Consider the following 22,046-nt stretch of genomic DNA (forward strand, 5'->3'; position numbering starts at 1 on the left):
AACCCTGAGGTGGTGCGAACGACACCAGCAGGGGAGAGGACCGGGGCGATGAGCGCGGAGGTGGCCGCCTTCCGGGGCGTCGGCAAGAACTACGGGCGGGTGCGGGCCGTCGACGGGCTGGACCTGGTGCTGCGGCCGGGGGAGACCGTCGCCCTGCTCGGCCCGAACGGCGCCGGCAAGTCCAGCAGCCTCGACCTGCTGCTCGGCCTGCGCGAGCCGGACCGCGGCACCGTCTCGCTGTTCGGCGGCACCCCCCGCGCGGCGATCGCGGCCGGCCGGGTCGGCGCGATGCTGCAGAGCGGCGGGCTGATGGCCGACGTCAAGGTCCGCGAGCTGGTGAGGCTGGCCTGCGACGTCCACCCGCGCGGCCGGGCCGTCCGGGAGGTGCTGGAGGACGCCGGGATCACCGACCTGGCCGAGCGCCGCGTGGACCGGCTCTCCGGCGGCCAGGAGCAGCGGGTCCGCTTCGCCCTGGCGATCGCCGGCGCCAGCGACCTGATCGTCCTGGACGAGCCCACCACCGGTATGGACGTCTCCGTCCGGAAGGCGTTCTGGTCGAGCATGCGGGCGCAGGCCGACGCCGGGCGCACGGTGCTGTTCGCCACCCACTACCTGGAGGAGGCGGACTCGATCGCCGACCGCGTCCTCGTCCTGCACCGCGGCCGGCTGATCGCCGACGGCACCTCCGCCGAGATCAAGGCGAAGGCCGGGGCCCGCCGGATCACCTTCGAACTCCACGAGGCGGACGGCCCGTTCGACGAGTCGTCGCTGCGCGCCCTGCCCGGCACGCTGGCGCTGGACGTCAGCTCCCGGGTGCCGGGGGTGCGGACGGTCCGGATCCGGACCGCGGACGCCGACGCGGGCGTCGCCGGGCTCTACCGGGAGGGCCTGTACCCGCGCGGCCTGGAGGTCACCGGCCTGGGCCTGGAACAGGCCTTCCTCACCATCACCGGCGAGCAGGACGCCGCCGGCACCAGCGAGCTCACGACGGAGGCCGTGCGATGACCACCCTGATCCGGCTGGAGGTCCTGCGCACCCTGCGCAACAAGAAGTACCTGCTCTTCACGGTCCTCTACCCGGCGCTGATGTACTTCTTCTTCATCCACGCGTACGGCACCGACACCTCGGCCGGCGGCCTGCCGGTGAAGACCTACTTCATGGTGTCGATGGCCACCTTCGGGGCCGTCGGTTCGGTGCTGACCGGCACCGCGCAGCGGATCTCGCTGGAGCGCCAGAGCGGGTGGACCAGGCAGCTGCGGCTGACCGCGCTGCCCGGCCGCGCGTACACCGTGGCGAAGATCGCCGCCAGCGCGGTGACCACGCTGCCCGCGATCCTGGTGGTGTTCGCGGTCGGCGCGGCCCAGGGCGTGCAGCTGGGCGCGGGGCAGTGGGCCGGCCTGGTGGCGGCGCTCTGGCTGGGGAGCTTCGTCTTCGCGGCGCTGGGGGTGGCGTTCGGCTACGCGGCCGCGCCGGACTCGGTGCAGACCATCGTGATGATCGCCTACATGGCGATGGCGCTCTTCGGCGGGACGTGGTTCCCGGTGACCGGCACGCTGGAGACGGTCGCCCGGTTCAACCCGGTGTACCTGTACAACAGGCTGGCCACCTTCACCCGGCCCGGGCACTCGCTCGACCTGGTCGCGGTGGCCGGACTGACCGGCTTCCTGGTGCTCTTCACCGCCGCCGCGGCCGCGCTGTACCGCCGGGACACCCGGCAGGCATGATGGCGTCCATGTCAGACACGCCCCTCACCAGCCGATCCGACGAGCAGCCGGAGACGGGGGCGGGGCGGGTGTCGTTCATGAACGTCCCCGGGGCGCCGGTGGAGACCAGGCGGCAACTGCTGGTCAAGGTCAGCTGGATGCTGCTCTGGATGGTCTACCTGGCCTACCCGGTCGGCGACCTGCTCCAGCAGAAGCACACGACGGCCGCCACGGTGGCCGGCTGGGCCGCCCTGGTCGCCTTCGTCGGCGCCTACGTCAGCCTGGTGGTCTTCCGCTCCCGGCCCGGGGCGCCGCCGCGGGCCGCGCAGGCGGTGGTGGCGATGATGGTCGTCATCGCGGTCGTCGCCGCCTTCGGCCTCGGCACCTCCTGGCTGACGCTGTTCACCTACGCCTCGGTGGCGGTCGCGATCATCGCGCCGCCGCGGTACGGCCTCGCCGGAGTGGGCGCGATGGCGGGGCTCACCGTGGTGGTCGGGCTGCTCAGCCAGGCCGACCCCGGGGCGATCCCCACCATCGGGCTCACCGCCTTCCTCTCCGGCGTCGCGATGACCGGGCTCCAGCGGCTGGTCACCACCATGCAGGAGCTGCGCGAGGCCCGGGCCGCCGTGGCCCACCTCGCCGCCTCCGAGGAGCGCCTGCGGCTGGCCCGGGACCTGCACGACCTGCTCGGGCACTCGCTGTCGCTGATCACGCTGAAGAGCGAGCTGGCCGGCCGCCTCATGGACGGCGGCAACGAAGGGGCGGCGCGGGCGCAGGTCGCCGACATCGAGCAGGTGGCCCGGCAGTCCCTGATCGACGTCCGGGAGGCCGTGACCGGGTTCCGCCGGCCCACCCTGCCGGTCGAACTCGCCGCCGCCCGTACGGCGCTGGCGGCCGCACAGGTCCATCTGGAGGCGGCGCCGGAACTGGTCGACGCCTGGCCGGGGCTGGCCCAGGAGGAGGCGGGCGCGCTGGCCTGGGCGCTGCGCGAGGCGGTCACCAACATCGTCCGGCACGGTGACGGCGCCACGCTCTGCACCGTGCGGGGGGACGAGGTGTGGGAGGGCGGCGGCGAGCGGTACGCCGTCCTGGAGATCGCCGACAACGGCGCCGGGCCGGGCAAGTCGGCGCCGGGGAACGGGCTCTCCGGACTCGACGAGCGGCTGGCACTGGTCGGCGGCCGGCTGGAGACCGGGCCGGGCGAGCGTGGGAGGGGTTTCCGGCTGCGGGCGCTGGTGCCGCTGCGGGAGGTCTCCAGCCCCGCGGCCAACGCTTCCTAGGCGTCGGGGAGTTCGAGGACGAAGCGGGCGCCGCGCGGGGAGGGGTGACCCGCAGGGTGCCGCCGTGCCGGGCGGCGGTGTCGGCCGCGACGGCCAGTCCGGGGCCGCTGCCGCCGGCGTCCCGGCTGCGCGCCTCGTCGAGCCGGGTGAACGGCTCGAAGTGCACACGCCCCGGGCCGTGAGGGCGGCCGGGCGGAGCCGGGGCCGGAACCGAACCCGTCCGGGCGGGCGTCTGCCAGTCATGCCCACTGCTCTCGTACTCGGAATCGACCCGCATGCCGTGCCGGGCACGGACGGTGACGCCCTGCGGGCGGCCCTCGACGCCGAACTCGCCCGCTTCGGCGATCACGGCATCGAGGCGGCCATGACCTTGATCCCCTTGGACGAATCCGCCGAAGCCACGGTGATCGCGGCCCTGGGCTCGCGCGCGTGGGACGTCGTGGTCATCGGCGGTGGCATCCGCAAGACCGAACAGCTCCTGCCGCTCTTCGAGCAGGTCGTCAACCTGACCCGTCGCCACGCCCCGGGCGCCGCGATCGCTTTCAACACCAACGGCGGCAACAGCGTCGAGGCCGCCCGGCGCTGGCTGTAGAGGTGCCGGTGGAGCGGGAGGCCGGCCGGTCCGGCCTCCTACTCCACGTGCTCCCCGGCGAGCAGGCCCGGCAGCTCGCGCATGTCGTGGAACACCACCGTCCCCGGGCCCTCCAGCAGTGCGGCGTCCGTCAGGCCGCCCGCGTAGCCGAAGGCGCGCATGCCGGCCGCGCGGGCGGCCTGGACGCCGGGGCGGCTGTCCTCGACCACGGCGCAGACCGCCGGGTCGACGCCCATCCGCCGGGCCGCGTACAGGAAGAGGTCCGGTGCGGGCTTGCCGTGGGCGACCTCGGTGGCGCTGTGGATGCGGCCGGCGAAGCGCTCGTAGAGCCCGGTGCGCCCCAGGGTGTGCCGCATCTTCTCGTGCGAGCCGCTGGAGGCGACGCAGGTCGGCAGGGTGATCGCGTCCAGTGCCTCGGGCAGGCCGTCGACGGCCTCCAGCCGGGTGTCCACCTCCTCCCGGTGGAGCTGTTCGAACCGCTGCCACCACAGCGCCGCCGTTTCCGCACCGAGGCGCTCCTCGATCTGTGCGCTGATCGACGCCTGCGAGCGGCCGATGAACCGCGCGATCACCTCGGCCTCGGTGAGCGGCCAGCCCAGCTCCGCCCCCAGGGCGATCTGGACGCGGGCGGCGATGCGCTCGCTGTCGACGAGGACGCCGTCGCAGTCGAATATGACGAGTTCAATCGGCTTGATCATCCCGGCAGCCTAGGGCCTTTCGCCGAACTCCCGTCGTCCGGCGGGCAGACGGGGGTCCGAGGGCGGGGCCGGTGTCGCCGGTGTCCGGCCGGGCGGCTATGCGCTGGTCCGGGCCCGCAGTGCCCGGGTGAACCAGCCGAACACCGCGGCCAGGCTCTCCGGCACCGGCCAGCCGTTGATCACCGACAGCAGCTGCCAGTACCGCTCGGCGCGCGGGTCGCCGGCCGTCTCCAGCCGCCGCAGCAGCCAGTGGCGCAGCTCCGCGTCGTCCGGCCGGCCGAAGGTCTCGGCGTACTGCGCGGTGAGGCCGTCCACCACCGCGTCGGCTGCCGCGGACTCCGGGGCGACGCGGGCCGCGAGCGCCGCCCCGACCTGCTCGCGGACGGTCGCCGTGAGCGCGTGGTGCAGCCCGCCGGGGTCGCCCGCGGCGCGTTCGGCGGCCTGGTGCTCCGCCATCCTCCGCACCGAGGCGCGGAACCCGTCGTCCTGGACCAGTTCGCCCAACTCCACCCACGCCTCGACCTGTGGGGCGCTCGGCTCGTCGGGCAGTTCGGGCATGGCCGCGCGCATCATCGCGACGAACTCCGGGTTGGCGTCCAGGCCGCCGAACGCCTCGTCGATGAAGTCGCCGATCAGGCGCCGCCGTTCGGCGTCCGAGAGCTTGGCCAGCTTGTGCATGAGTCGCATCTCCTCTGGTGTCGAGCCGCGTTCGGCCACCGCCCGCAACACCGCACGGCGCAGCCGGAGCGTGCGGATCTGCACGTCCAGCGCCTCGGCGTGCGCGGCGGCGACCTCCCGCAGCGGTGCTTCCCGCTCCAGTACCCGCCGGACGGTGGCGAGGTCGAGTCCCAGCTCGCGCAGTGTCCGTACCAGGTCGAGCCGGGCCAGTGCGTGGACGTCGAAGCGGCGGTAGCCGGCCGGCGTCCGGCCGGCGGGGGGTACGAGCCCCTCGTCGGCGTAGAAGCGGATCGCCTTGACCGTCAGCCCGGTCCGCCGGGCCAACTCGCCGATCGAGTACCGCACATCGTCGTCGTCCACGTGCTCCACTCTGGCGTCTCCCCCTACCGGAGACTCAAGCGGATTCTCCGGGGGCGCACGCGTCCGGCGTCCGGGCGGGCCGCGACCGCGGTGCCGGGCGTGCGCCGGCCGGTCGGTGGGGCGGGCCCGGGCACCCGGCGTCCGCCGCCGGTCCGGTAGCGATCTTGTCCCGGGCGGCCGGACGTCCCTAGGCTGACCCGATGGGCCTCTTCGACGCATTGACCGGTACCAGGCACCCCGGCGGCGGTGTCGCCCCGCGTTCCGCCGAGGACGTCCGGGCGGCGCTGCTCGGGCTCAACGGGCCCGACGTGCCCTACGTCGTCCGGAACGGCACCGCCTCCGAGGGTGCCGACCTGGTGGCGGAGTGGCGGATCCGGGATCCCGCCTGGCGCACCTTCTTCGCCCGGACCCAGCCGACCCGGACCGTCACGACCCGGATGCGGCTGGTCCCGGCCGGCCACGAGGTCCGTGCCCTCGACGAGCAGCAGGAGGTCACCTGGGTCGGGGACACGCCGAGGCCGGCGTCGTCGCGCGAGTACTCCCGAGGGCGGGTGACCACGGTCTCGCGGGACTGGAAGGTCGACCGCGGGGCCGACGGCCGCCTGCAGGCGACGGAGGTGTCCCGCTTCGACACCGGGGAGATGAAGGGCCTGCTGCAGGAGGCGGTCCTCGGTGCGGGATGGACCTGGCGCGGAGTGCTCTTCAGGCTGTGACCGGCCTGCCGGGGCCTGCCCGCCGTGCCCGCCGTGACCGGGTCCGGCGGGCCGGTGCCGGAGCGGCGGCGCGGCACCGGCCCGCCCGTGCGCTGCCGAGGCCCCGTCGGACAGGCTCTAGGGTCGGCTCCCATGAGTGAGATTCAGAGCGGTGCCGCCCCCTCCGTCCGCGTACTGCTGGCGGAGGACCAGGGCATGGTCCGGGAGGCGCTGGCCGCGCTGCTCGGGCTGGAGGGGGACATCGACGTCGTCGCGCAGGTGGGCCGGGGCGACGAGGTGGTGGCGGCGGCGATCGCCAACGACGTGCAGGTCGCGGTGCTGGACATCGAGATGCCCGGGATGACCGGCATCGACGCGGCGGCGGCGCTGCGGAAGGAGCGGCCGCAGACCAAGGTGGTGATCGCGACCACCTTCGGCCGGCCCGGCTACCTGCGGCGGGCGATGGAGTCCGGCGCGGACGCCTTCCTGGTGAAGGACGCCCCGGCGTCCGAGCTGGCCGAGGCGATCCGCCGGGTGCTGCGCGGCGAGCGGGTGATCGACCCGGTGCTGGCCGCCGCCGCGCTCGCGGAGGGGGCCAACCCGCTGACCGCCCGCGAGCGGGACGTGCTGGCGGCCGCCGCCGACGGTGCGGTGAACGCGGACATCGCCAAGCGGCTGCACCTCTCCGAGGGGACGGTGCGCAACTACCTGTCGATGGCGATCCAGAAGACCGAGGCCCGCAACCGCACCGAGGCGGTCCGGATCGCCCGCGAGAAGGGCTGGCTGTAGGGCACGGCGGAAGGGCCGGCCGCGGGGCCGGGCCGTGGGGCCCGTTCCCGGACTCTCGCCCGTTCCCGGACTCTCGCCCGTTCCCGGACTCCCGCCGCCTCCGGGCGGACGACGGGAGTCCGGGGACGGGCGCTAGTTCAACCGGTGCCGGGCCGCCCGGGCGTCCAGGCGGACGCGGGAGGCGGTGTCCGGGTCGAAGGCGTCCAGGATCTCCGCGTACGCGTCCATCTCGGCCGAGCCGGCGAGGAAGTCGCCGGTGCGGACCAGCAGCTCGGCCCGTTCCAGGCGGAGCTGCGCCGGGTGACGGGGGAGGAGCAGGGCGAGCTCGGTGGCCCAGAGCTGGGTGCGGGCGTGCTCGGGGCGGTCGGCGGCCCAGGCCCGGATGTTGCCGAGCACCCGGTGGACGATGTCCAACGGCTGCGCGGGGGTGAGCAGTTCGGTGGTGAACCGATGGCCGGTCCGGCCGACCAGAGCGGCCACGTCGTCCAGGTCGAGCAGCCGCCCGCCGTGGAACGGGTCGGCGAAGACGTACTCCTCCTCGCCGCCCGGGCCGCCGACCGCGACGATGAAGTGGCCGGGCAGGGCCACGCCGTGGACGGTCAGCCCGGCCCGCCGGGCGACGGCCGTCCACACCAGCGAGAGCGTGATCGGCAGCCCGCGGCGGCGCCGCAGCACCTCCGGGAGCAGCGAGGACTCCAGCCTCCGGTAGTCGGACTGCCGCCCGTGGAACCGCTCCCGCCCGCCGAGGACGGCGGCCAGCAGCGCCGCGGTCTCCTCCGGCCCGGCCGGCGCGCGCTCGGCGACGGCCTGCCGGACGGCGGCGGCATGCCGTTCGAACGCCGCCTCGCAGGCGGCCAGCAGGGCCTCCAGGGTGGGCGGGTCCGAGGGGTCGTCGGGGTCCGGGGCCGGGCTGTGCTCGGCGGCGGCGAGCAGGCAGAGCAGCACCGGATCGGGATGCTCGGCCCGGGCCTCGGTCCGGAAGCGTGCTCTGCTCTGCTCGGTCACGGTGGCTGCGACGGCTTTCGTACGACGGGCGGACAACAGACGGGCGGACAACAGACGGGCGTACGGGCGTACAGGCGGTACAGGCGGTACGGGCGGGCGGACGGCCCCGGGAGCGTTCTACCCCCGGGGAAGGCGTGCGTAGTGGTAAGTGTGACTGGTCGTGAAGCCAAGTCCGTCATAGAGCGCGATCGCAGCGTCGTTCTCGGCCTCGACCTGGAGGTACGCACCGGTGGCGCCCTCCTCGGCGGCCCGGGCCGCGAGCACCGCCATCACCGCGGAGGCCTGGCCGGCCCGGCGGGCGTACGGGGCGACCTCGACCGCGCCGAAGCCGGCCCACGGGCCGTCGATGACGCAGCGTCCGATGGCCAGCGGCGGCTGCCCGGGCTCGCCGGGCACGGTGGCGAACCAGACCGACGGGCCGCCGTGGACCACCCGCCCGGCCGCCTCCTCCACCGCAGGGTCGTCCGTCACCCGCCGGTACAGCGACATCCACTCGGTGCCCGCCGTGCGTGCGAGCCGGACGCGGTCCAGCGCGGGACGGGATCCCTGCCGGGCCAGCGGTGCCAGCCCGGCGACCCGCACCAGGGTCGGCGAGTACGCCGCGCCCAGCCGGTCCAGTTCGGCCCGCAGCCCCTCGGGCGAGCCGGGGGCGCTGACCTCGACCCAGGCCGGCAGCCCGCGCGCCGCGTACCAGTCCTGCACGGCGGTGAGCGCCGCACCGAGCGGCAGTCCGGGGTCGCCGAGCGTCTGGACGGAGTTGGCCCGCCGGGTGAACCCGGCCGAGGCGCGCAGCGTCCACGCGCCGAGCGGCTCCTGCTCGACGGCGGGCCACCCGCGGGCGGCGATCCGCTGGAGTTCGGCCGGCGTGGCGGCCGGCAGCGGGGCCCGCCGGGCCGGGAAGAGCGGCACCACCTTGCCCGCGACCAGCAGGTTCTCGGCGAAGGAGACCGGGGCGCCGCTGCGCGGGGCGACCGTCAGCCCACGATCGTCCCAGGATGTGAGAACACCGATCACATCGCGGAACACCGGCCGATCGTCCGCGATCTCCGCGACACGCCGGACGGAAACCCGTCGTCCCACGTCAGCGCGGTCCATCCGGACCTCGGGACGGTCCTGAACCGGTCCGCCAGCCGCCATCTGGGCACCTCCTGTGCATTTGCGGTCTCCGACCCGCGATACTAGGGGCGGGCATCGACGACGCCGCGCTCACCCGCGCACGCGAGCAGAACAGAACGGGCCGCAAGGGCCCTTCCGAGGAGGAACGACAGCGTGACCTACGTCATCGCGCAGCCTTGTGTCGACGTCAAGGACAAGGCGTGCATCGAAGAGTGCCCGGTTGACTGCATCTACGAGGGCGAGCGATCGCTCTACATCCACCCGGATGAGTGTGTCGACTGTGGCGCTTGTGAGCCGGTCTGCCCGGTCGAGGCGATCTTCTACGAGGACGACACTCCGGAGGAGTGGAAGGACTACTACAAGGCGAACGTCGAGTTCTTCGACGACCTCGGTTCGCCCGGTGGTGCCTCGAAGCTCGGCCTGATCGAGCGTGACCACCCGTTCATCGCCGCTCTGCCGCCGCAGAACGCCGACCACTGACGATCGGTGGCAACAGAGCTGTGAGCACCAACGACAGCACGCACGCGCCGTTCCCGGGCCACCCGGGGGCGGCGCGCCGCGTTTCCGACCTCCTGCCGGTCTTCCCCTGGGACAAGCTGGAGCCGTACAAGCGGAGCGCGCTCGCCCACCCCGGCGGCCTCTGCGACTTCTCGGTGGGCACCCCGGTGGACCCGGTCCCCGAGGTGGTCCAGAAGGCGCTGGCCGCCGCGACCGACACGCCCGGCTATCCGACGGTCTGGGGCCCGGTCGAGCTGCGCGAGGCGATCGCCGCCTGGCTGCGCCGCCGGGTCGGTGCCGAAATCGGCCCCGGGGCGGTCCTGCCGACGGTCGGCTCCAAGGAGCTGGTGGCCTGGCTGCCGACCCAGCTCGGCCTCGGCCCGGGCGACCAGGTCGCCTACCCGCGCCTGGCCTACCCGACCTACGAGGTGGGCGCGCGGCTCTGCGGCGCCGAGCCGGTCGAGTACGACTCGGTGGACGAGCTGGACGGCTCGCGGGTGCGCCTGCTCTGGGTCAACTCGCCGTCCAACCCGACCGGCCGGGTGCTCGGCAAGGACGAGCTGCGCCGCGCCGTGGAGTGGGCCCGGGAGCACCGGGTGCTGCTGGTCAGCGACGAGTGCTACCTGGAGCTGGGCTGGGAGGCCGACCCGGCCTCCGTCCTGCACCCGGACGTCTGCGGCGACGGCCACGAGGGCCTGCTGGCCGTGCACTCGCTCTCCAAGCGCTCCAACCTGGCCGGCTACCGCGCCTCCTTCGTGGCGGGCGACCCGGTGGTGGTCGGGGAGCTGCTGGAGGTGCGCAAGCACGGCGGCATGATCGTCCCGGCGCCGGTCCAGGCGGCGACGGTCGCGGCGCTCGCGGACGACGCGCACGTGGCCGAGCAGCGCGGGCGGTACGCGGCCCGGCGCTCGGCGCTGCGGGCCGCACTGGAGGCGTACGGCTTCCGGGTGGAGCATTCGGAGGCGAGCCTGTACCTGTGGGCGACCCAGGACCGGCCGTGCTGGGAGACGGTGGCCGAACTGGCCGGGCTGGGCATCCTGGTGGCGCCCGGCGACTTCTACGGGCCGGCCGGCGAGCGGTTCGTGCGGGTCGCGTTCACCGCGACCGACGAGCGGGTCGCGGCCGCCGTGGAGCGGCTGCGCGCCTGACCGCGGGCACGACGAAGGGGGCCGGCGTCCGGGACGGGACGCCGGCCCCCTTTCGCGTCGGGACGGGGGATCAGCCGATCGGCAGGCCGCCGAGGCCACCGCCGCCGAGACCGCCGAGGCCACCGAGCAGGCCGGTGATCGGGGAGAGGCCGGACAGCGGGGAGTTCGGTCCGAGGTCGGCGCCGCCGAGGCGGTTGGCCGAGCCGTGCTCGGCCAGGCCCAGCACGTCGGCGCCGGGCAGGGCGGACGTGGCCTCGGCCGGCAGCGCCCGGCCCAGCGCGCCGAGCGGCAGCGCGTCGGTGACGGCGTTGGCGCCGGGGACGGCACCGGTGAGCGCGCCCGTGCCGGGCAGGCCCTGGGTCAGACCGGCGGTCTGCGAGAGCCCGCCGACCGGGTTGGCGCCGGCCCCGGCGCTGCGGCCGGCCGCGCCGTGGCCGCCGGTGACGGCGTCGCCGAGCTTGCCGGCCAGCGCGGAGGCGACCTTCGGGGTGATGGCGGAGAGCTCGCCGGTGGTGGCGGCCGTCTTGTCGACCGGCGCAGTGAGCGAACCGGCCTTCTCGTTGGCCTCGGGGAGCTGGTGGGCGACGATGTTGCCGGTGGCGTCGGAGGCGGCCGGCACGCCCGCGGCGACGGTCGCGGCGCCGGTGTTCCCGGCGGCCCGGCCCAGCTCGTGGGTGGTGTGCTGCAGGGTGGAACCCGCGTCGGTGCTGGTCAGCTGGCCCAGCGGGGCGGCCAGGTCGGACTTGGGCAGCAGGGCGTCGGCGGCGGACGCGGAGCCGGCCGCGACCAGCGGGGTCGCGCCGGCCGCCACGAGCAGCGCGGCCTGGGCGATCCGGCGCGTGAGGGGGTGAGACATGGGGCTCCTCGAAGGGTCTGGGTCCGTCCCGTCCGCCGGGCGGACGAGGGTATTACCGCTTCAGAAGCCAGAAGGTTTCGGCCGGAGCAAGGAAAAGAACAGGCCGACGATCGGATGGTATGCCCGATGTCGGGGGTGCCGGCCGGCCCGGCGGCGGGGGTGCGCGCACGGCGGGCCAAGGCAGAGACGGTTCTGCACCCCGGGCCGCCGCAACCGATCCGCCGTCCACCGGGGTTGACCCGAATCACCCGTCCGGCGGCAACCCGGACACCAGTGCGTCAGCGCGTGACGGTACCCGTCCCCGCGCCCTCACGGACGGGTGTCCTGCATTTGCCGCCACGCCCCTCGCGGACGGGCGCAGCGCCCCCGCCGCCGGCGCGGCTACGCCTTCGCCGGTCCCGCCAGCGAGACCAGCACCAGCTTGGTCGAGGTGCCGGTCGGCTGCGGCTTCCAGCCGTCCTCGGACTTGGCCTTGCGCCAGATCTTCCCGTCGTACGCGACCGTCTCGATGCCCAGCTGCTGCGCCTGCGCCACCGCCCAGTGCGCCACCGCCCAGCCGTTCTCGCGCTCGGCGTCCGGGCCGGCGTCGGTGCTGGCGGCCGGGTCCGGGGTGAGCGAGACGGCGCTCTCGGCGCCCTTGATGGAGGAGGAGTAGCCGGTGGCCGGCGACACCGTGCGGCCGAACTCGCGGCGCACCCGGTCGCTGAGCACCTGCGCCCGGTCCGGCCGGCCGGCCGGGGTGGCGGAGGCCGCGGCGGCGGGAACGGCCGATGCGGACGCGGCCGCCGAGGCGGTGTCGTCCGGGTCCGGCTCGGCGAAGTCGTGCACCACGCAGTTGAGCGAGGCCGCCTCGCGGCCGGTCAGCGCGGAGGCCAGCAGGGTCGCCTTGGTCTCGTGCTTGGCGTACGCCTGCGGGTAGCCGCTCTTCTGCACCTGCTGGGCCGCGTCGGTCAGCGGCAGCCGGGTGTAGCCGGGGACCTTGACCAGGCCGTCCAGGAACTTGTTGGTCGCGTAGACCGGGTCGCTGATCTGCTGTGCGGTACCCCAGCCCTGCGAGGGCCGCTGCTGGAACAGGCCGACCGAGTCCCGGTCGCCGCCGGTCAGGTTGCGGATCTTGGACTCCTGCATCGCGGTCGCCAGCGAGATGGTCACCGCCCGGTCCGGGAGGCCGCGGGCGTGGGCCACGGCGGCGATCGTCGCCGCGTTGGCCGCCTGCGGGACTTCGAGCGTGCCCTCGCCGGCCGCCGTCTTCACCCTGCAGCCCTCGGGCGTCAGCAGCTTCTGGTCGCGCAGCCAGAACAGGCCCACGGCGACGACCGCGAGCACCACCAGCCCGATCAGCACCGCGCGCAGCGGCCTGCGGCGCCGCCCGGGCGTCGTGTCGCCGCCCTGCCCGCCGCTCCTCTTCCTGGCCACCGCCGCCCCTCTCCACCGTGCTTTCTGCTCCGACACCGTACCCACTCGGACGGATGTGCGGCGCCCGCGGTTCTCGGATTCGCGGCGGCGCCGTCCGCGACCACCGCCCCACCCGCCCGCGGTTCACGGCCGCCACCGCCCGCGGGACTAGGCTGGACGACCATGAGCAGCCCGAAGACGCCCCTGGACCTCACCCTCGACGGCGGTGCGCTGACCGCCCGGCTCGTCGACTTCCCGTCGGTCAGCGGCGACGAGCAGGCGCTCGCCGACGCCGTGGAGACCGCCCTGCGGGCCTACCCGCACCTCACCGTCGACCGGTACGGCAACAACGTCGTCGCCCGGACGAACCTGGGCCGCGCCGAACGCGTCCTGCTCGCCGGCCACCTGGACACCGTGCCGATCGCCGACAACGTGCCGTCCTACGTCGAGGGCGACCTGCTCTACGGCTGCGGCACCTCCGACATGAAGTCCGGCGTCGCCGTCCAGCTCCGGCTGGCCGCGACCCTGCCCGAGCCCAACCGGGACCTCACCTACGTCTTCTACGACTGCGAGGAGGTGGAGGCCCACCGCAACGGCCTCGGCCACCTGGCCAAGGAACACCCGGACTGGCTGGCCGCCGACTTCGCCGTGCTGATGGAGCCCAGCGGCGCCACCGTCGAGGGCGGCTGCCAGGGCACCCTGCGGGTGCAGGTCCGGCTGACCGGCGTGCGCGCCCACGCGGCCCGCAGCTGGCTCGGCGACAACGCCATCCACCACGCCGCCGAGGTGCTCGCCCGGCTCGCGGCGTACGAGCCCCGCCGGGTGGAGATCGACGGCCTGGAGTACCGCGAGGGCCTCAACGCCGTGCGCATCGACGGCGGCGTGGCCGGCAACGTGATCCCCGACGAGTGCGTGGTGACGGTCAACTTCCGCTACGCGCCGGACCGCAGCGAGGCGGAGGCCGAGAAGCACGTCCGCGAGGTCTTCGACGGCTTCGAGGTGGTCGTCACCGACTCCGCGCCGGGGGCGCTGCCCGGCCTCGCCCAGCCCGCCGCGCAGGCCTTCCTGGCCGCGACCGGGGGCGTCGCCCGGGCCAAGTTCGGCTGGACCGACGTCGCCCGGTTCAGCGCGCTCGGCGTCCCCGCGGTCAACTACGGCCCCGGCGACCCGAACCTGGCGCACAAGCGCGAGGAGCACTGCTCGCTCACGGCCATCGCCGAGACCGAGGACCGGCTCCGCGCCTGGCTGACCAGCTGACCGGTCCGACGGGTGGACCGGAGGAGCGGCAGCTGAACGCCATCTTCCGGTCGCCCAACCGACCTTCCACCGTTGCCTGAAAACCGGGATCAACGGGCGTAGGGTTTCGTCATGACAGGCACTGGAGACGAAAAGCACTACGGTCACGGTCCCGAGCGGGTGGGCGAGCCGCGCCCGAAGAAGGCATGGCCCGAGAAGCAGAAGGGTCCGGTGCTGGTGCGCCGGGACCAGGTCGGCGAGAGCACGACGGACCAGCGCCTGCTGGACACCACGGGCCCGACCGACTGGCTCCACACCGATCCGTGGCGGGTCCTGCGGATCACCTCCGAGTTCGTCGAGGGTTTCGGCGCGCTCGCCGAACTCCCGCCCGCGATCAGCGTCTTCGGCTCGGCCCGGACGGCGGTCGACTCGCCCGAGTACGCGGCCGGCGTGGCCATCGGCCGGGCACTGGCCGAGGCCGGCTACGCGGTGATCACCGGCGGCGGTCCCGGGGCGATGGAGGCGGCCAACCGCGGTGCCTCGGACGCCGGCGGCCTGAGCGTCGGCCTCGGCATCGAGCTGCCCTTCGAGCAGGGGCTCAACGAGTTCGTCGACCTCGGGCTGAACTTCCGTTACTTCTTCGTCCGCAAGACGATGTTCGTGAAGTACTCGCAGGGCTTCGTGGTGCTGCCCGGCGGCCTCGGCACGCTGGACGAGCTGTTCGAGGCGCTGACCCTGGTCCAGACGAAGAAGGTCACCCGGTTCCCGGTGATCCTGTTCGGCAGCGAGTACTGGGGCGGCCTGGTCGACTGGCTGAAGAACACGCTGGTCGCGCAGGGCAAGGCGGCCCCGCACGACCTGGAGCTGTTCCACATCACCGACGACATCGACGAGGTCATGAAGATCCTCGCCGACGCCCGCCGGCCGGTGAACGAGATCTAGGGACGCCCTGGCACCGCCCAGGGCGTCACGCCAGCCCCCGGCGGGCCACCGCCGGGGGGCGGGTGCCCCGGATCGAGGCGACCATGTCCAGCACCTGCCGGGTCTGCGCCACCTGGTGCACCCGGTAGACCTGCGCGCCCAGCCAGGCCGAGACGGCGGTGGTGGCCAGGGTGCCGAGCAGCCGCTCGTTCACCGGCTTGTCCAGCGTCTCGCCGACGAAGTCCTTGTTGGAGAGCGAGACCAGCACCGGGAACCCGGTCGCGGTCATCTCCGGCAGCCGCCGGGTCGCCTCCAGCGAGTGCCGGGTGTTCTTGCCGAAGTCGTGCCCCGGGTCGATGATCACCGCGTCCCGCCGCACGCCCAGCTCCACCGCGCGCTCGGCCAGCCCGACCGTCACCCGCAGGATGTCCGCCATCACGTCCTCGTAGCCGACCCGGTGCGGCCGGGTACGCGGCTCGGCACCGCCCGCGTGGGTGCAGACCAGGCCGACGTCGTGACGGGCGGCCACCTCGGCGAGCTTCGGGTCCACCCCGCCCCAGGCGTCGTTCAGCAGGTCCGCACCGGCCTCGCAGACCGCCTCGCCGACCTCGTGCCGCCAGGTGTCCACGCTGATCACGGCCTCCGGGTGGCGCTTGCGCAGCTCCGCGACGAAGGGCACGGTGCGGCGCAGCTCCTCCTCGACCGTCACCTCGTCGCCCGGCCCGGCCTTCACCCCGCCGATGTCGAGGATCGCGGCGCCCTCGGCCACCGCGCGGTCGGCGGCGGCGAACGCGGCCTCGTCGGCGAAGGTGGCCCCCTTGTCGAAGAACGAGTCGGGCGTGCGGTTGACGATCGCCATGATCACCAGCTCGTCGTCACCGAATTCCCGTGGTCCCAGGCGCAGTGCCACCGATGTCTCCTCCACAGCTGCTGCGGGTGCGATGATGGCCCCCGGCCTCTCGGGAACCATGCTGTCATGATCGGACAGACGGGCACCCGTACCGGGGGCCGACCGGAAATTTCGGGAGGACAGCACGTGTTCTGGGTGATCGTGGTGGCCATGGCCGTGGTGGTCGGCGGCGCCGCGCTGGTGGCGCTCGGCGGGGGCGGCTCGCTGCCGGAGGCGGTACAGGACCGGATCGCCGCCAGGCTTCCGCAGGACCGTCCGCTGAGCCAGGACGACGTGGACGGCATCAGGCTGCCGATGGCCGTCCGCGGCTACCGGATGGACGAGGTGGACGACGTCCTCGACCGCCTGGGCGCCGAACTCGCTTACCGGGACGCCCGGATCGCGGAGCTGGAGGCCGTCGCGGCGGTGCGCGGCGCCGTCGAGGCGACCGGCGGCCCGGACTCCGGCGCCGAACCGCTCCCCGGCCTGGAGGAGTTCGCCAAGGTGGTCGAGCCCGCGAACCTCACCAAGCAGCCCGAGGACGTGAAGCCGGCGGCGGACCAGTGACCGCGGACGGCGCCCCGGTCGGCCCGGACGGGCTGCGCCGCTGCGCCTGGGGCGACTCGACGGACGACTACCGGGTCTACCACGACACCGAGTGGGGCCGCCCGGTGCACGGCGACGACGCGCTGTTCGAGCGGGTCTGCCTGGAGGCCTTCCAGTCCGGGCTGTCCTGGCTCACCATCCTGCGCCGCCGCGAGGGCTTCCGTGCCGCCTTCGCCGGCTTCGAGATCGCCAAGGTCGCCGAGTTCGGCCCGGCGGACGTCGAGCGGCTGCTCGGCGACACCGGCATCATCCGCAACCGCGCCAAGATCGAGGCGGCCGTGGCCAACGCCAGGGTCGCCCTCGAACTCGACGGCGGCCTGGACGCGTTGATCTGGCAGTACGCCGGCGACCCGGACCGGCCGGCCCCCCGCACGCTGGACGAGGTGCCGGCCGTGACGCCCGAGTCGACGGCCCTGGCGAAGGCGCTCAAGAAGGCCGGCTTCCGCTTCGTCGGCCCGACCACCGCGTACGCGCTGATGCAGGCCTGCGGGCTGGTCGACGACCACCTGGCGGACTGCCACGTCCGCCAGGCCGTCGACGGCGGCCGGGGCGCCGGGGAGTCCCGGAAGTCCTGACGGCCCGGAGCCCCGAGGGGCCGGAGGGCCTGGAGTCCCGAGGGGCCGGAGCCCTGAGGGGCTGGAGCCCTGAGGGGCTGGAGGGCCCGGAGTCCTATCGGCCCAGGTACTTCGGCTTCTCCTTGGCGATGAACGCGCGGACCGCGATCCGGTGGTCCTCGCTCTCGCCCGCCATGGTCTGGAGCTCGTCCTCCTTGTCGAGCAGCTCGTCCAGCGAGTGCGAGGCGCCGTACGCCAGCGACTCCTTGATCGCGCCGAGCGCCACCGTCGGGCCGTCTGCCAGCTCCTTGGCGAAGACCCGCGCGGTGGCGGCCAGCTCGGCGGCCGGGACGACCTTGGTGGCCAGGCCCAGCTCCATCGCCTCGGTGGCCTTCACCGTGCGCGGCAGCATCAGCAGCTCGGTCGCCTTGGCGTGCCCGACCAGCCGGGGCAGCGTCCAGGAGGCGCCCGAGTCGGCGGTCAGCGCGATCCCGGCGAAGGCGGTGTTGAAGCCGGCCGTGTCCGAGATGATCCGGAAGTCGCAGGCGAAGGCCAGCGAGGCGCCCGCGCCCGCGGCCACGCCGCCGACGGCCGCCACGGTCGGCTTGCGCATCCCGGCCAGCGCCCGCATCAGCGGGTTGTAGTGTTCGGCGACGGTCTTCAGCGCGCCCTCGCCGGTCTCCTCGGCGCGCTTCAGCAGCCCGAGGTGCTCCTTGAGGTCCTGCCCGACGCAGAAGGCCCGTTCGCCGGCCCCGGTCAGCAGCACCGCCCGCACCGCCGGGTCGTCGGCCGCGGCGGTCACGGTGTCCCGCAGCGCCACCTTGGTCGCGACGTCCAGGGCGTTCATCGCCTCGGGACGGTTGATGGTGATGACGGCCAGGCCGCCGTCGAGCTCGTACAGCACGGAATCGGACATGGGCGAGGGGCTCCCTTGTGATCGTCACGGGTCGGTCCTGTGTCAGGATGCCGGAGCACGCGGCCGGGTGGGGAGTGTGAGGTATCGCACCTTCCGGTGACGTACGGACCGGCGCCGCGCCGGGGCTTATGGCGGGAAATGTGCCGCTTGGGGCCGGTCCGGCCCTGGTTGCACCGAGAGTGATGTTGGTCATCAGGCCGTGGCATGCGGGATAATGGCTTCCGATCAATGCGTTCGATACCGGCGGTGGACGGACTGCCGGTGCGTAGCTGAGCGGTTGCAGGAAGGGGAACGAGCATGGCGGCCATGAAGCCGCGGACGGGTGACGGCCCGCTCGAAGTCACCAAAGAGGGGCGGGGCATCATCATGCGCGTTCCGCTCGAAGGCGGCGGACGCCTTGTGGTGGAGCTCACGCCTGACGAGGCCGACGCCCTCGGCGAGGCCCTCAAGAAGGCCTGCGGCTGACCGCAGCGGGTGCTCGCCATCTCCTTGAGATGTGCTGCCGGGCCCGGGTACGACGAATTCGTCGGCCCGGGCTCTGTGGTTCCCGGGCCTGCAAGGAACTGGGCCTGCAAGGAACCCGGGCCTGCGCGACCCGGGCTGTGGCCGGACCAGCCGGACCAGCCGGACCAGCCGGACCAGCGCGGACCGCCGGACGGCCCGGGCTCTAGCGCTTCACCGCGCAGAGCAGCCCGTCGGAGACCGGCAGCAGCGCCGGCAGCAGCGACTCGCTCTCCCGGACGTCCCGCACGAGGTCCCGCACCGCGTGGGTCTGCGGGTCCTGGAGCTCGGGCTCGGCCAGCCGGCCCTCCTGGAAGACGCCCTCGAAGCAGACCATGCCGCCCGGCCGCAGCAGCCGCATCGACTCCGACAGGTACTCCCGGGACTCCGCCGGGTCCCCGTCGCAGAACACCAGGTCGTACTGGCCGTCCGCGAGCCGGGGCAGCACCTCCAGCGCCCGGCCCGGTATGAACCGCGACCGGTTGGCCGCGAACCCGGCCGCCTGGTAGGCCTCCCGGGCCAGCTGCTGGCGGACCGGTTCGGAGTCGACGGTGGTGAGCACGCCGTCCGGCCGCATCCCGCGCAGCAGGTAGACCCCGGAGACACCCGTGCCGGTGCCGATCTCGGCCACCGCCTTGGCGTCCAGCGCGGCGGCCAGCAGGCGCAGACAGGCCCCGCCGCTCGGTCCGATCGCCTTGATGCCGGTCCGCGCGGACTGTGCCCGGGCGTACGTCAGCACCGCATCCTCGCCGACGTAGGTGTCGGCGAGGGCCACGCGGGCGGGCCCGAACTCGCTGATGGCTGCCTCTTTCGGAGCCCCGGGCGGTGGCCCGGCGCGGAGCGGATGTCGAAGCGGATGTCGATATTTCCTGCCACAGATTACTGGCCGGGCGGGAACCGCGTACGGCGGCGGGCCGTTGGGTGGGACAGGGACCGGGCGAGCCGACGCCCCCGGCCCGTGATCCGGCTTGACGGCCCCGGGCACATTTATCCGGGCTTGACGGGTGAGGTGGATATGGTGGTGGCCCTGCTGGGCAGAAGAGCCGACCGAGGAGGTGTGGCCGAGGGCGACGTCCCCGTGCGGCGGCACGTCCGCAGCACCACGTCGGTCCGTACGCCGAAGCCCGTGATGAACCAGCCTGCGCACTCCCCCCTGGACCAGCCGGCCGCCGCGACGCCGGCCGCCGGTACCACCGAGGCCCCCGCCGCCCTCGCGAGCTTCGCCGAGGGTCCCGACGCGCAGACCTGGACTCCGCCCACGTGGGAGGAGATCGTCGAGGCCCACAGCGCCCGCGTCTACCGCCTCGCGTACCGCCTGACGGGCAACCAGCACGACGCCGAGGACCTCACCCAGGAGGTCTTCGTCCGGGTGTTCCGTTCGTTGTCGACCTACACCCCCGGCACGTTCGAGGGCTGGTTGCACCGGATCACCACCAACCTCTTCCTGGACATGGTCCGCCGCCGCCAGCGCATCCGCTTCGACGCGCTCGGCGAGGACGCCGCGGAACGCCTGGCCAGCCGCGAGCCCAGCCCGGCCCAGCACTTCAGCGACACCCACTTCGACGCCGACGTCCAGCAGGCGCTGGACACCCTGGCCCCCGAGTTCCGCGCGGCCGTGGTGCTCTGCGACATCGAGGGCCTCTCCTACGAGGAGATCGCGGCCACGCTCGGCGTCAAGCTCGGCACCGTCCGCAGCCGGATCCACCGCGGCCGCTCGCACCTGCGTGCCGCGCTCAAGCACCGCGCCCCCGGCGCGGCCCCCGGCCGTGAGCGCCGGGGCGGCTCCGAGGAGCCGGTGCCGGTGGGCGCCGTCGCGGGGGAGGCCCCCGCAGCGCCGGGCGGGCGCGGGCGGAGGCGATCGTGAGCGGAACCGGCCGGCCGGGGCCGGACGCGACCGGCAGGCCCACCGGCCGCCGGAGCGGCTGGCCCCAGCTGGGCCGCCGCGGCCAGGACGGCACCGACGCGCCCGTGCCGCCGGCCGCCGCACTGCCGGGTGAGCCCGCGCTGCGCGCGGTCGCCGTCCGACCCGCCGAGCCCGTCGAGGAGCACCACCTCGGGGAGCGGCTCTCCGCCTTCGTCGACGGCGAGCTCGGCCACGACTCCCGCGACCGCGTCCAGGCCCACCTGGCGACCTGTCCGCAGTGCCTCGCCGAGGCCGACGAGGGCCGCGCGGTCAAGCACCTGCTGACCCGTACCGACACCCCCGGCCCGTCCTCCGGTCTGATGGCCCGGCTGATGGCCGTCGGAGCGCTCCCGGACGACCTCCCGGGCGACCGCTCCCCGGCGGCCGACCGGCCGCGCCGGGACGACGACGACCTGCCCGGCGGCGGCCTCCCCGCGGCCGGGGGCACGCTCGGCGGCAGCCGGCTGAACGGCGGCTCCTTCGGCCGCGGCGCCGGCGCCTCCTTCGGCGCGGGCGCGCTCGGCGCCGACGCGCCGGTGCCGGGGATCGACCCGAGGGCGTTCGGGCGCGGCGGCTCGGTGCTGCGCCCGCTGATGGGGCGGCGCGCCGCCCGCCCCGAGGCCTCCGCCCACGCCGGTCCGGCCGCGGCCGCCGCGGGCCCCGCCGTGGTCCGGCAGGCCCCGCCGCGCGGGCGCCGCTTCGTCTTCGCCGCCGCGGGTGCCTTCTCGGTCGCCGCGGTGACGCTCGGCGGGGTCGGCGGCTTCACCGCGCAGAGCGAGGACCAGCACGGCACCACGGTCAGCCCGCCCGGCGGCACCGGCCGCAGCGGCGGGCTGGTCCCGATGACCGCGCAGATCCCGGTGGACTTCCCGGTCCGCCCGGTGGCGGCCACCCGCAGCGCGCAGCCGCTCCCCGGGCCGGACCGCACCCCCAGCTCCGGTCTGGCCGGTCTGCACCACGAGAGCCGTTAGCGGTTCCCGTACACCCGGAGCGCACCCCGGCGCCCCGGCCACGGCCATCGGCGGCTCTTCACCGCGGCTTCATCACACTGTGGGCCGCGAAACCGCCGGTGGCCATTACGCTGTTAGGAACCGTTGTCCGACGAGCTGAGGGAGCTTAGGTGTTCAGCGACGTAGGCGGACTGGAGGTCCTGACCCTGGTCATCATGGCCATCGTGATCTTCGGTCCGGACAAGCTGCCGAAGCTGATCCAGGACACCATGGGCTTCATCCGCAAGATCCGGTCCTTCGCCGACAACGCGAAGGAGGACATCCGCAGCGAGCTGGGCCCCGAGTTCAAGGACTTCGAGTTCGAGGACCTCCACCCCAAGACCTTCGTCCGCAAGCAGCTCATGGGCGGCAACGAGGACCCGCTGGGCCTCAAGGAGATGCGGGACGGCCTCGACATCCGCTCGGTGCTGGACGACAAGCCCGCCGCCACGGTGAACGGCCACGGCCGCACCGGCACGGTCAGCATGGACAAGTCCTCCGCCGCGGCCCCGGCGGCCGCCTCCGCGGGCGCTCCGCTCCAGCCCGGCGAGCGCCCCCCGTTCGACCCCGACGCCACCTGAGCCGTCACCCGGCCGTCCGCCGGGCCTCCTCTCCGGCGACACCACCGCCCCGCCCGGCCGCACGGCTGAGCGGGGCGGTGGCGTTCGCGCCGCTATTGTGCTGATTGTCCCCGCTGTGCCGTCGGTCACTTCCGGTCCCC

At 74.3% G+C, this 22,046-nt stretch carries 25 protein-coding genes; 16 read left to right on the forward strand and 9 right to left on the reverse strand.

Annotated elements, in window-relative coordinates; genetic code table 11:
• Positions 1–48: 48 nt before the first annotated feature.
• The 4 genes from J5Y04_RS07820 to J5Y04_RS07835 all read left to right on the forward strand — a co-directional run bounded on the left by J5Y04_RS07820 (position 49) and on the right by J5Y04_RS07835 (position 3,575).
• Positions 49–1,005, forward strand: a complete 957-nt coding sequence (locus J5Y04_RS07820) for an ABC transporter ATP-binding protein (protein WP_209411138.1) — start codon at positions 49–51, stop codon at positions 1,003–1,005.
• Complete coding sequence (locus J5Y04_RS07825) at positions 1,002–1,724, forward strand: ABC transporter permease (RefSeq protein WP_209411139.1); 723 nt, start codon at positions 1,002–1,004, stop codon at positions 1,722–1,724. The genes J5Y04_RS07820 and J5Y04_RS07825 overlap by 4 nt, the downstream gene beginning before the upstream one ends.
• 8 nt (positions 1,725–1,732) lie before the next feature.
• Positions 1,733–2,983, forward strand: a complete 1,251-nt coding sequence (locus J5Y04_RS43165; RefSeq protein ID WP_305852821.1) for a sensor histidine kinase — start codon at positions 1,733–1,735, stop codon at positions 2,981–2,983.
• A 241-nt stretch (positions 2,984–3,224) separates the two neighbouring features.
• Entirely contained in the window at positions 3,225–3,575 is a 351-nt protein-coding gene (locus tag J5Y04_RS07835; protein WP_209411140.1) for a hypothetical protein, read from the forward strand.
• A 38-nt stretch (positions 3,576–3,613) separates the two neighbouring features.
• On the opposite strand, the gene J5Y04_RS07840 is transcribed toward J5Y04_RS07835, so the two are convergent.
• Together J5Y04_RS07840 and J5Y04_RS07845 are read right to left on the reverse strand one after the other, a co-directional pair.
• Complete coding sequence (locus tag J5Y04_RS07840) at positions 3,614–4,273, reverse strand: HAD family phosphatase (protein ID WP_209411141.1); 660 nt, start codon at positions 4,271–4,273, stop codon at positions 3,614–3,616.
• A 96-nt stretch (positions 4,274–4,369) separates the two neighbouring features.
• Positions 4,370–5,311: a MerR family transcriptional regulator gene (locus J5Y04_RS07845; protein ID WP_374105962.1), complete on the reverse strand. Its 942-nt coding sequence runs from the start codon at positions 5,309–5,311 to the stop codon at positions 4,370–4,372.
• Positions 5,312–5,511: 200 nt separating this feature from the next.
• On the opposite strand from J5Y04_RS07845, the gene J5Y04_RS07850 reads away from it, so the two are divergent.
• Both J5Y04_RS07850 and J5Y04_RS07855 read left to right on the forward strand, forming a co-directional pair.
• Positions 5,512–6,024, forward strand: coding sequence for a hypothetical protein (locus tag J5Y04_RS07850; RefSeq protein ID WP_209411143.1), 513 nt, complete (start codon positions 5,512–5,514; stop codon positions 6,022–6,024).
• A 132-nt stretch (positions 6,025–6,156) separates the two neighbouring features.
• Positions 6,157–6,792, forward strand: a complete 636-nt coding sequence (locus J5Y04_RS07855) for a response regulator transcription factor (RefSeq protein ID WP_148643057.1) — start codon at positions 6,157–6,159, stop codon at positions 6,790–6,792.
• Positions 6,793–6,924: 132 nt separating this feature from the next.
• Here J5Y04_RS07855 and J5Y04_RS07860 read toward each other — a convergent pair whose 3' ends face one another.
• Positions 6,925–7,797 carry a transglutaminase-like domain-containing protein gene (locus tag J5Y04_RS07860; RefSeq protein WP_209411144.1) on the reverse strand — a complete coding sequence of 291 codons (873 nt, stop codon included), beginning with the start codon at positions 7,795–7,797 and terminating at the stop codon, positions 6,925–6,927.
• Between the two features lie 117 nt (positions 7,798–7,914).
• Positions 7,915–8,934, reverse strand: coding sequence for a GNAT family N-acetyltransferase (locus tag J5Y04_RS07865; protein WP_209411145.1), 1,020 nt, complete (start codon positions 8,932–8,934; stop codon positions 7,915–7,917).
• A gap of 132 nt (positions 8,935–9,066) precedes the next feature.
• Between J5Y04_RS07865 and fdxA the strand changes: the two genes are divergently transcribed.
• On the forward strand, positions 9,067–9,393 hold the full coding sequence (gene fdxA, locus J5Y04_RS07870) for a ferredoxin (RefSeq protein ID WP_030061559.1): 327 nt from the start codon (positions 9,067–9,069) through the stop codon (positions 9,391–9,393).
• Between the two features lie 20 nt (positions 9,394–9,413).
• Positions 9,414–10,559, forward strand: a complete 1,146-nt coding sequence (gene dapC / locus J5Y04_RS07875) for a succinyldiaminopimelate transaminase (protein ID WP_209411146.1) — start codon at positions 9,414–9,416, stop codon at positions 10,557–10,559.
• Positions 10,560–10,629: 70 nt separating this feature from the next.
• Here the strand turns inward: dapC and J5Y04_RS43915 are convergent, their stop codons facing one another.
• Positions 10,630–11,415 (reverse strand): hypothetical protein, encoded by a 786-nt coding sequence (locus tag J5Y04_RS43915; protein ID WP_374105964.1) that lies wholly within the window; start codon positions 11,413–11,415, stop codon positions 10,630–10,632.
• Positions 11,416–11,796: 381 nt separating this feature from the next.
• Positions 11,797–12,831: a hypothetical protein gene (locus tag J5Y04_RS07885; RefSeq protein ID WP_148643053.1), complete on the reverse strand. Its 1,035-nt coding sequence runs from the start codon at positions 12,829–12,831 to the stop codon at positions 11,797–11,799.
• A 162-nt stretch (positions 12,832–12,993) separates the two neighbouring features.
• On the opposite strand from J5Y04_RS07885, the gene dapE reads away from it, so the two are divergent.
• Both dapE and J5Y04_RS07895 read left to right on the forward strand, forming a co-directional pair.
• Positions 12,994–14,067 (forward strand): succinyl-diaminopimelate desuccinylase, encoded by a 1,074-nt coding sequence (gene dapE / locus J5Y04_RS07890; RefSeq protein WP_209411147.1) that lies wholly within the window; start codon positions 12,994–12,996, stop codon positions 14,065–14,067.
• A 111-nt stretch (positions 14,068–14,178) separates the two neighbouring features.
• Positions 14,179–14,988 (forward strand): TIGR00730 family Rossman fold protein, encoded by an 810-nt coding sequence (locus J5Y04_RS07895; protein WP_209411148.1) that lies wholly within the window; start codon positions 14,179–14,181, stop codon positions 14,986–14,988.
• A gap of 25 nt (positions 14,989–15,013) precedes the next feature.
• Here J5Y04_RS07895 and folP read toward each other — a convergent pair whose 3' ends face one another.
• Positions 15,014–15,826 (reverse strand): dihydropteroate synthase, encoded by an 813-nt coding sequence (gene folP, locus J5Y04_RS07900; protein ID WP_162002536.1) that lies wholly within the window; start codon positions 15,824–15,826, stop codon positions 15,014–15,016.
• 177 nt (positions 15,827–16,003) lie between these two features.
• Here folP and J5Y04_RS07905 point away from each other — a divergent pair, with 177 nt between their 5' ends.
• Together J5Y04_RS07905 and J5Y04_RS07910 are read left to right on the forward strand one after the other, a co-directional pair.
• Positions 16,004–16,423, forward strand: coding sequence for a DivIVA domain-containing protein (locus J5Y04_RS07905; RefSeq protein ID WP_209411149.1), 420 nt, complete (start codon positions 16,004–16,006; stop codon positions 16,421–16,423).
• Positions 16,420–17,037 carry a DNA-3-methyladenine glycosylase I gene (locus J5Y04_RS07910; RefSeq protein ID WP_209411150.1) on the forward strand — a complete coding sequence of 206 codons (618 nt, stop codon included), beginning with the start codon at positions 16,420–16,422 and terminating at the stop codon, positions 17,035–17,037. Before J5Y04_RS07905 ends, J5Y04_RS07910 begins: the two co-directional genes overlap by 4 nt.
• Positions 17,038–17,131: 94 nt before the next feature.
• Here J5Y04_RS07910 and J5Y04_RS07915 read toward each other — a convergent pair whose 3' ends face one another.
• Positions 17,132–17,932 (reverse strand): enoyl-CoA hydratase-related protein, encoded by an 801-nt coding sequence (locus J5Y04_RS07915; RefSeq protein WP_209411151.1) that lies wholly within the window; start codon positions 17,930–17,932, stop codon positions 17,132–17,134.
• A 297-nt stretch (positions 17,933–18,229) separates the two neighbouring features.
• On the opposite strand from J5Y04_RS07915, the gene J5Y04_RS07920 reads away from it, so the two are divergent.
• Positions 18,230–18,397 (forward strand): DUF3117 domain-containing protein, encoded by a 168-nt coding sequence (locus J5Y04_RS07920; RefSeq protein WP_014137929.1) that lies wholly within the window; start codon positions 18,230–18,232, stop codon positions 18,395–18,397.
• A 202-nt stretch (positions 18,398–18,599) separates the two neighbouring features.
• On the opposite strand, the gene J5Y04_RS07925 is transcribed toward J5Y04_RS07920, so the two are convergent.
• Positions 18,600–19,208, reverse strand: a complete 609-nt coding sequence (locus J5Y04_RS07925; protein ID WP_241002579.1) for an O-methyltransferase — start codon at positions 19,206–19,208, stop codon at positions 18,600–18,602.
• A gap of 354 nt (positions 19,209–19,562) precedes the next feature.
• On the opposite strand from J5Y04_RS07925, the gene sigE reads away from it, so the two are divergent.
• The 3 genes from sigE (at position 19,563) to J5Y04_RS07940 (ending at position 21,906) form a co-directional block, all read left to right on the forward strand.
• Positions 19,563–20,297, forward strand: coding sequence for an RNA polymerase sigma factor SigE (gene sigE, locus J5Y04_RS07930; protein ID WP_374105975.1), 735 nt, complete (start codon positions 19,563–19,565; stop codon positions 20,295–20,297).
• The gene (locus tag J5Y04_RS41470; RefSeq protein ID WP_307852996.1) at positions 20,294–21,307 is read left to right on the forward strand and encodes a zf-HC2 domain-containing protein; all 1,014 of its coding nucleotides are present in this window, start codon (positions 20,294–20,296) and stop codon (positions 21,305–21,307) included. Before sigE ends, J5Y04_RS41470 begins: the two co-directional genes overlap by 4 nt.
• 149 nt (positions 21,308–21,456) lie before the next feature.
• Positions 21,457–21,906 carry a sec-independent translocase gene (locus J5Y04_RS07940; protein WP_209411153.1) on the forward strand — a complete coding sequence of 150 codons (450 nt, stop codon included), beginning with the start codon at positions 21,457–21,459 and terminating at the stop codon, positions 21,904–21,906.
• Positions 21,907–22,046: the final 140 nt, after the last annotated feature.

This window comes from Kitasatospora sp. RG8 (genome assembly GCF_017813315.1).
Classification (GTDB): Bacteria; Actinomycetota; Actinomycetes; order Streptomycetales; family Streptomycetaceae; genus Kitasatospora.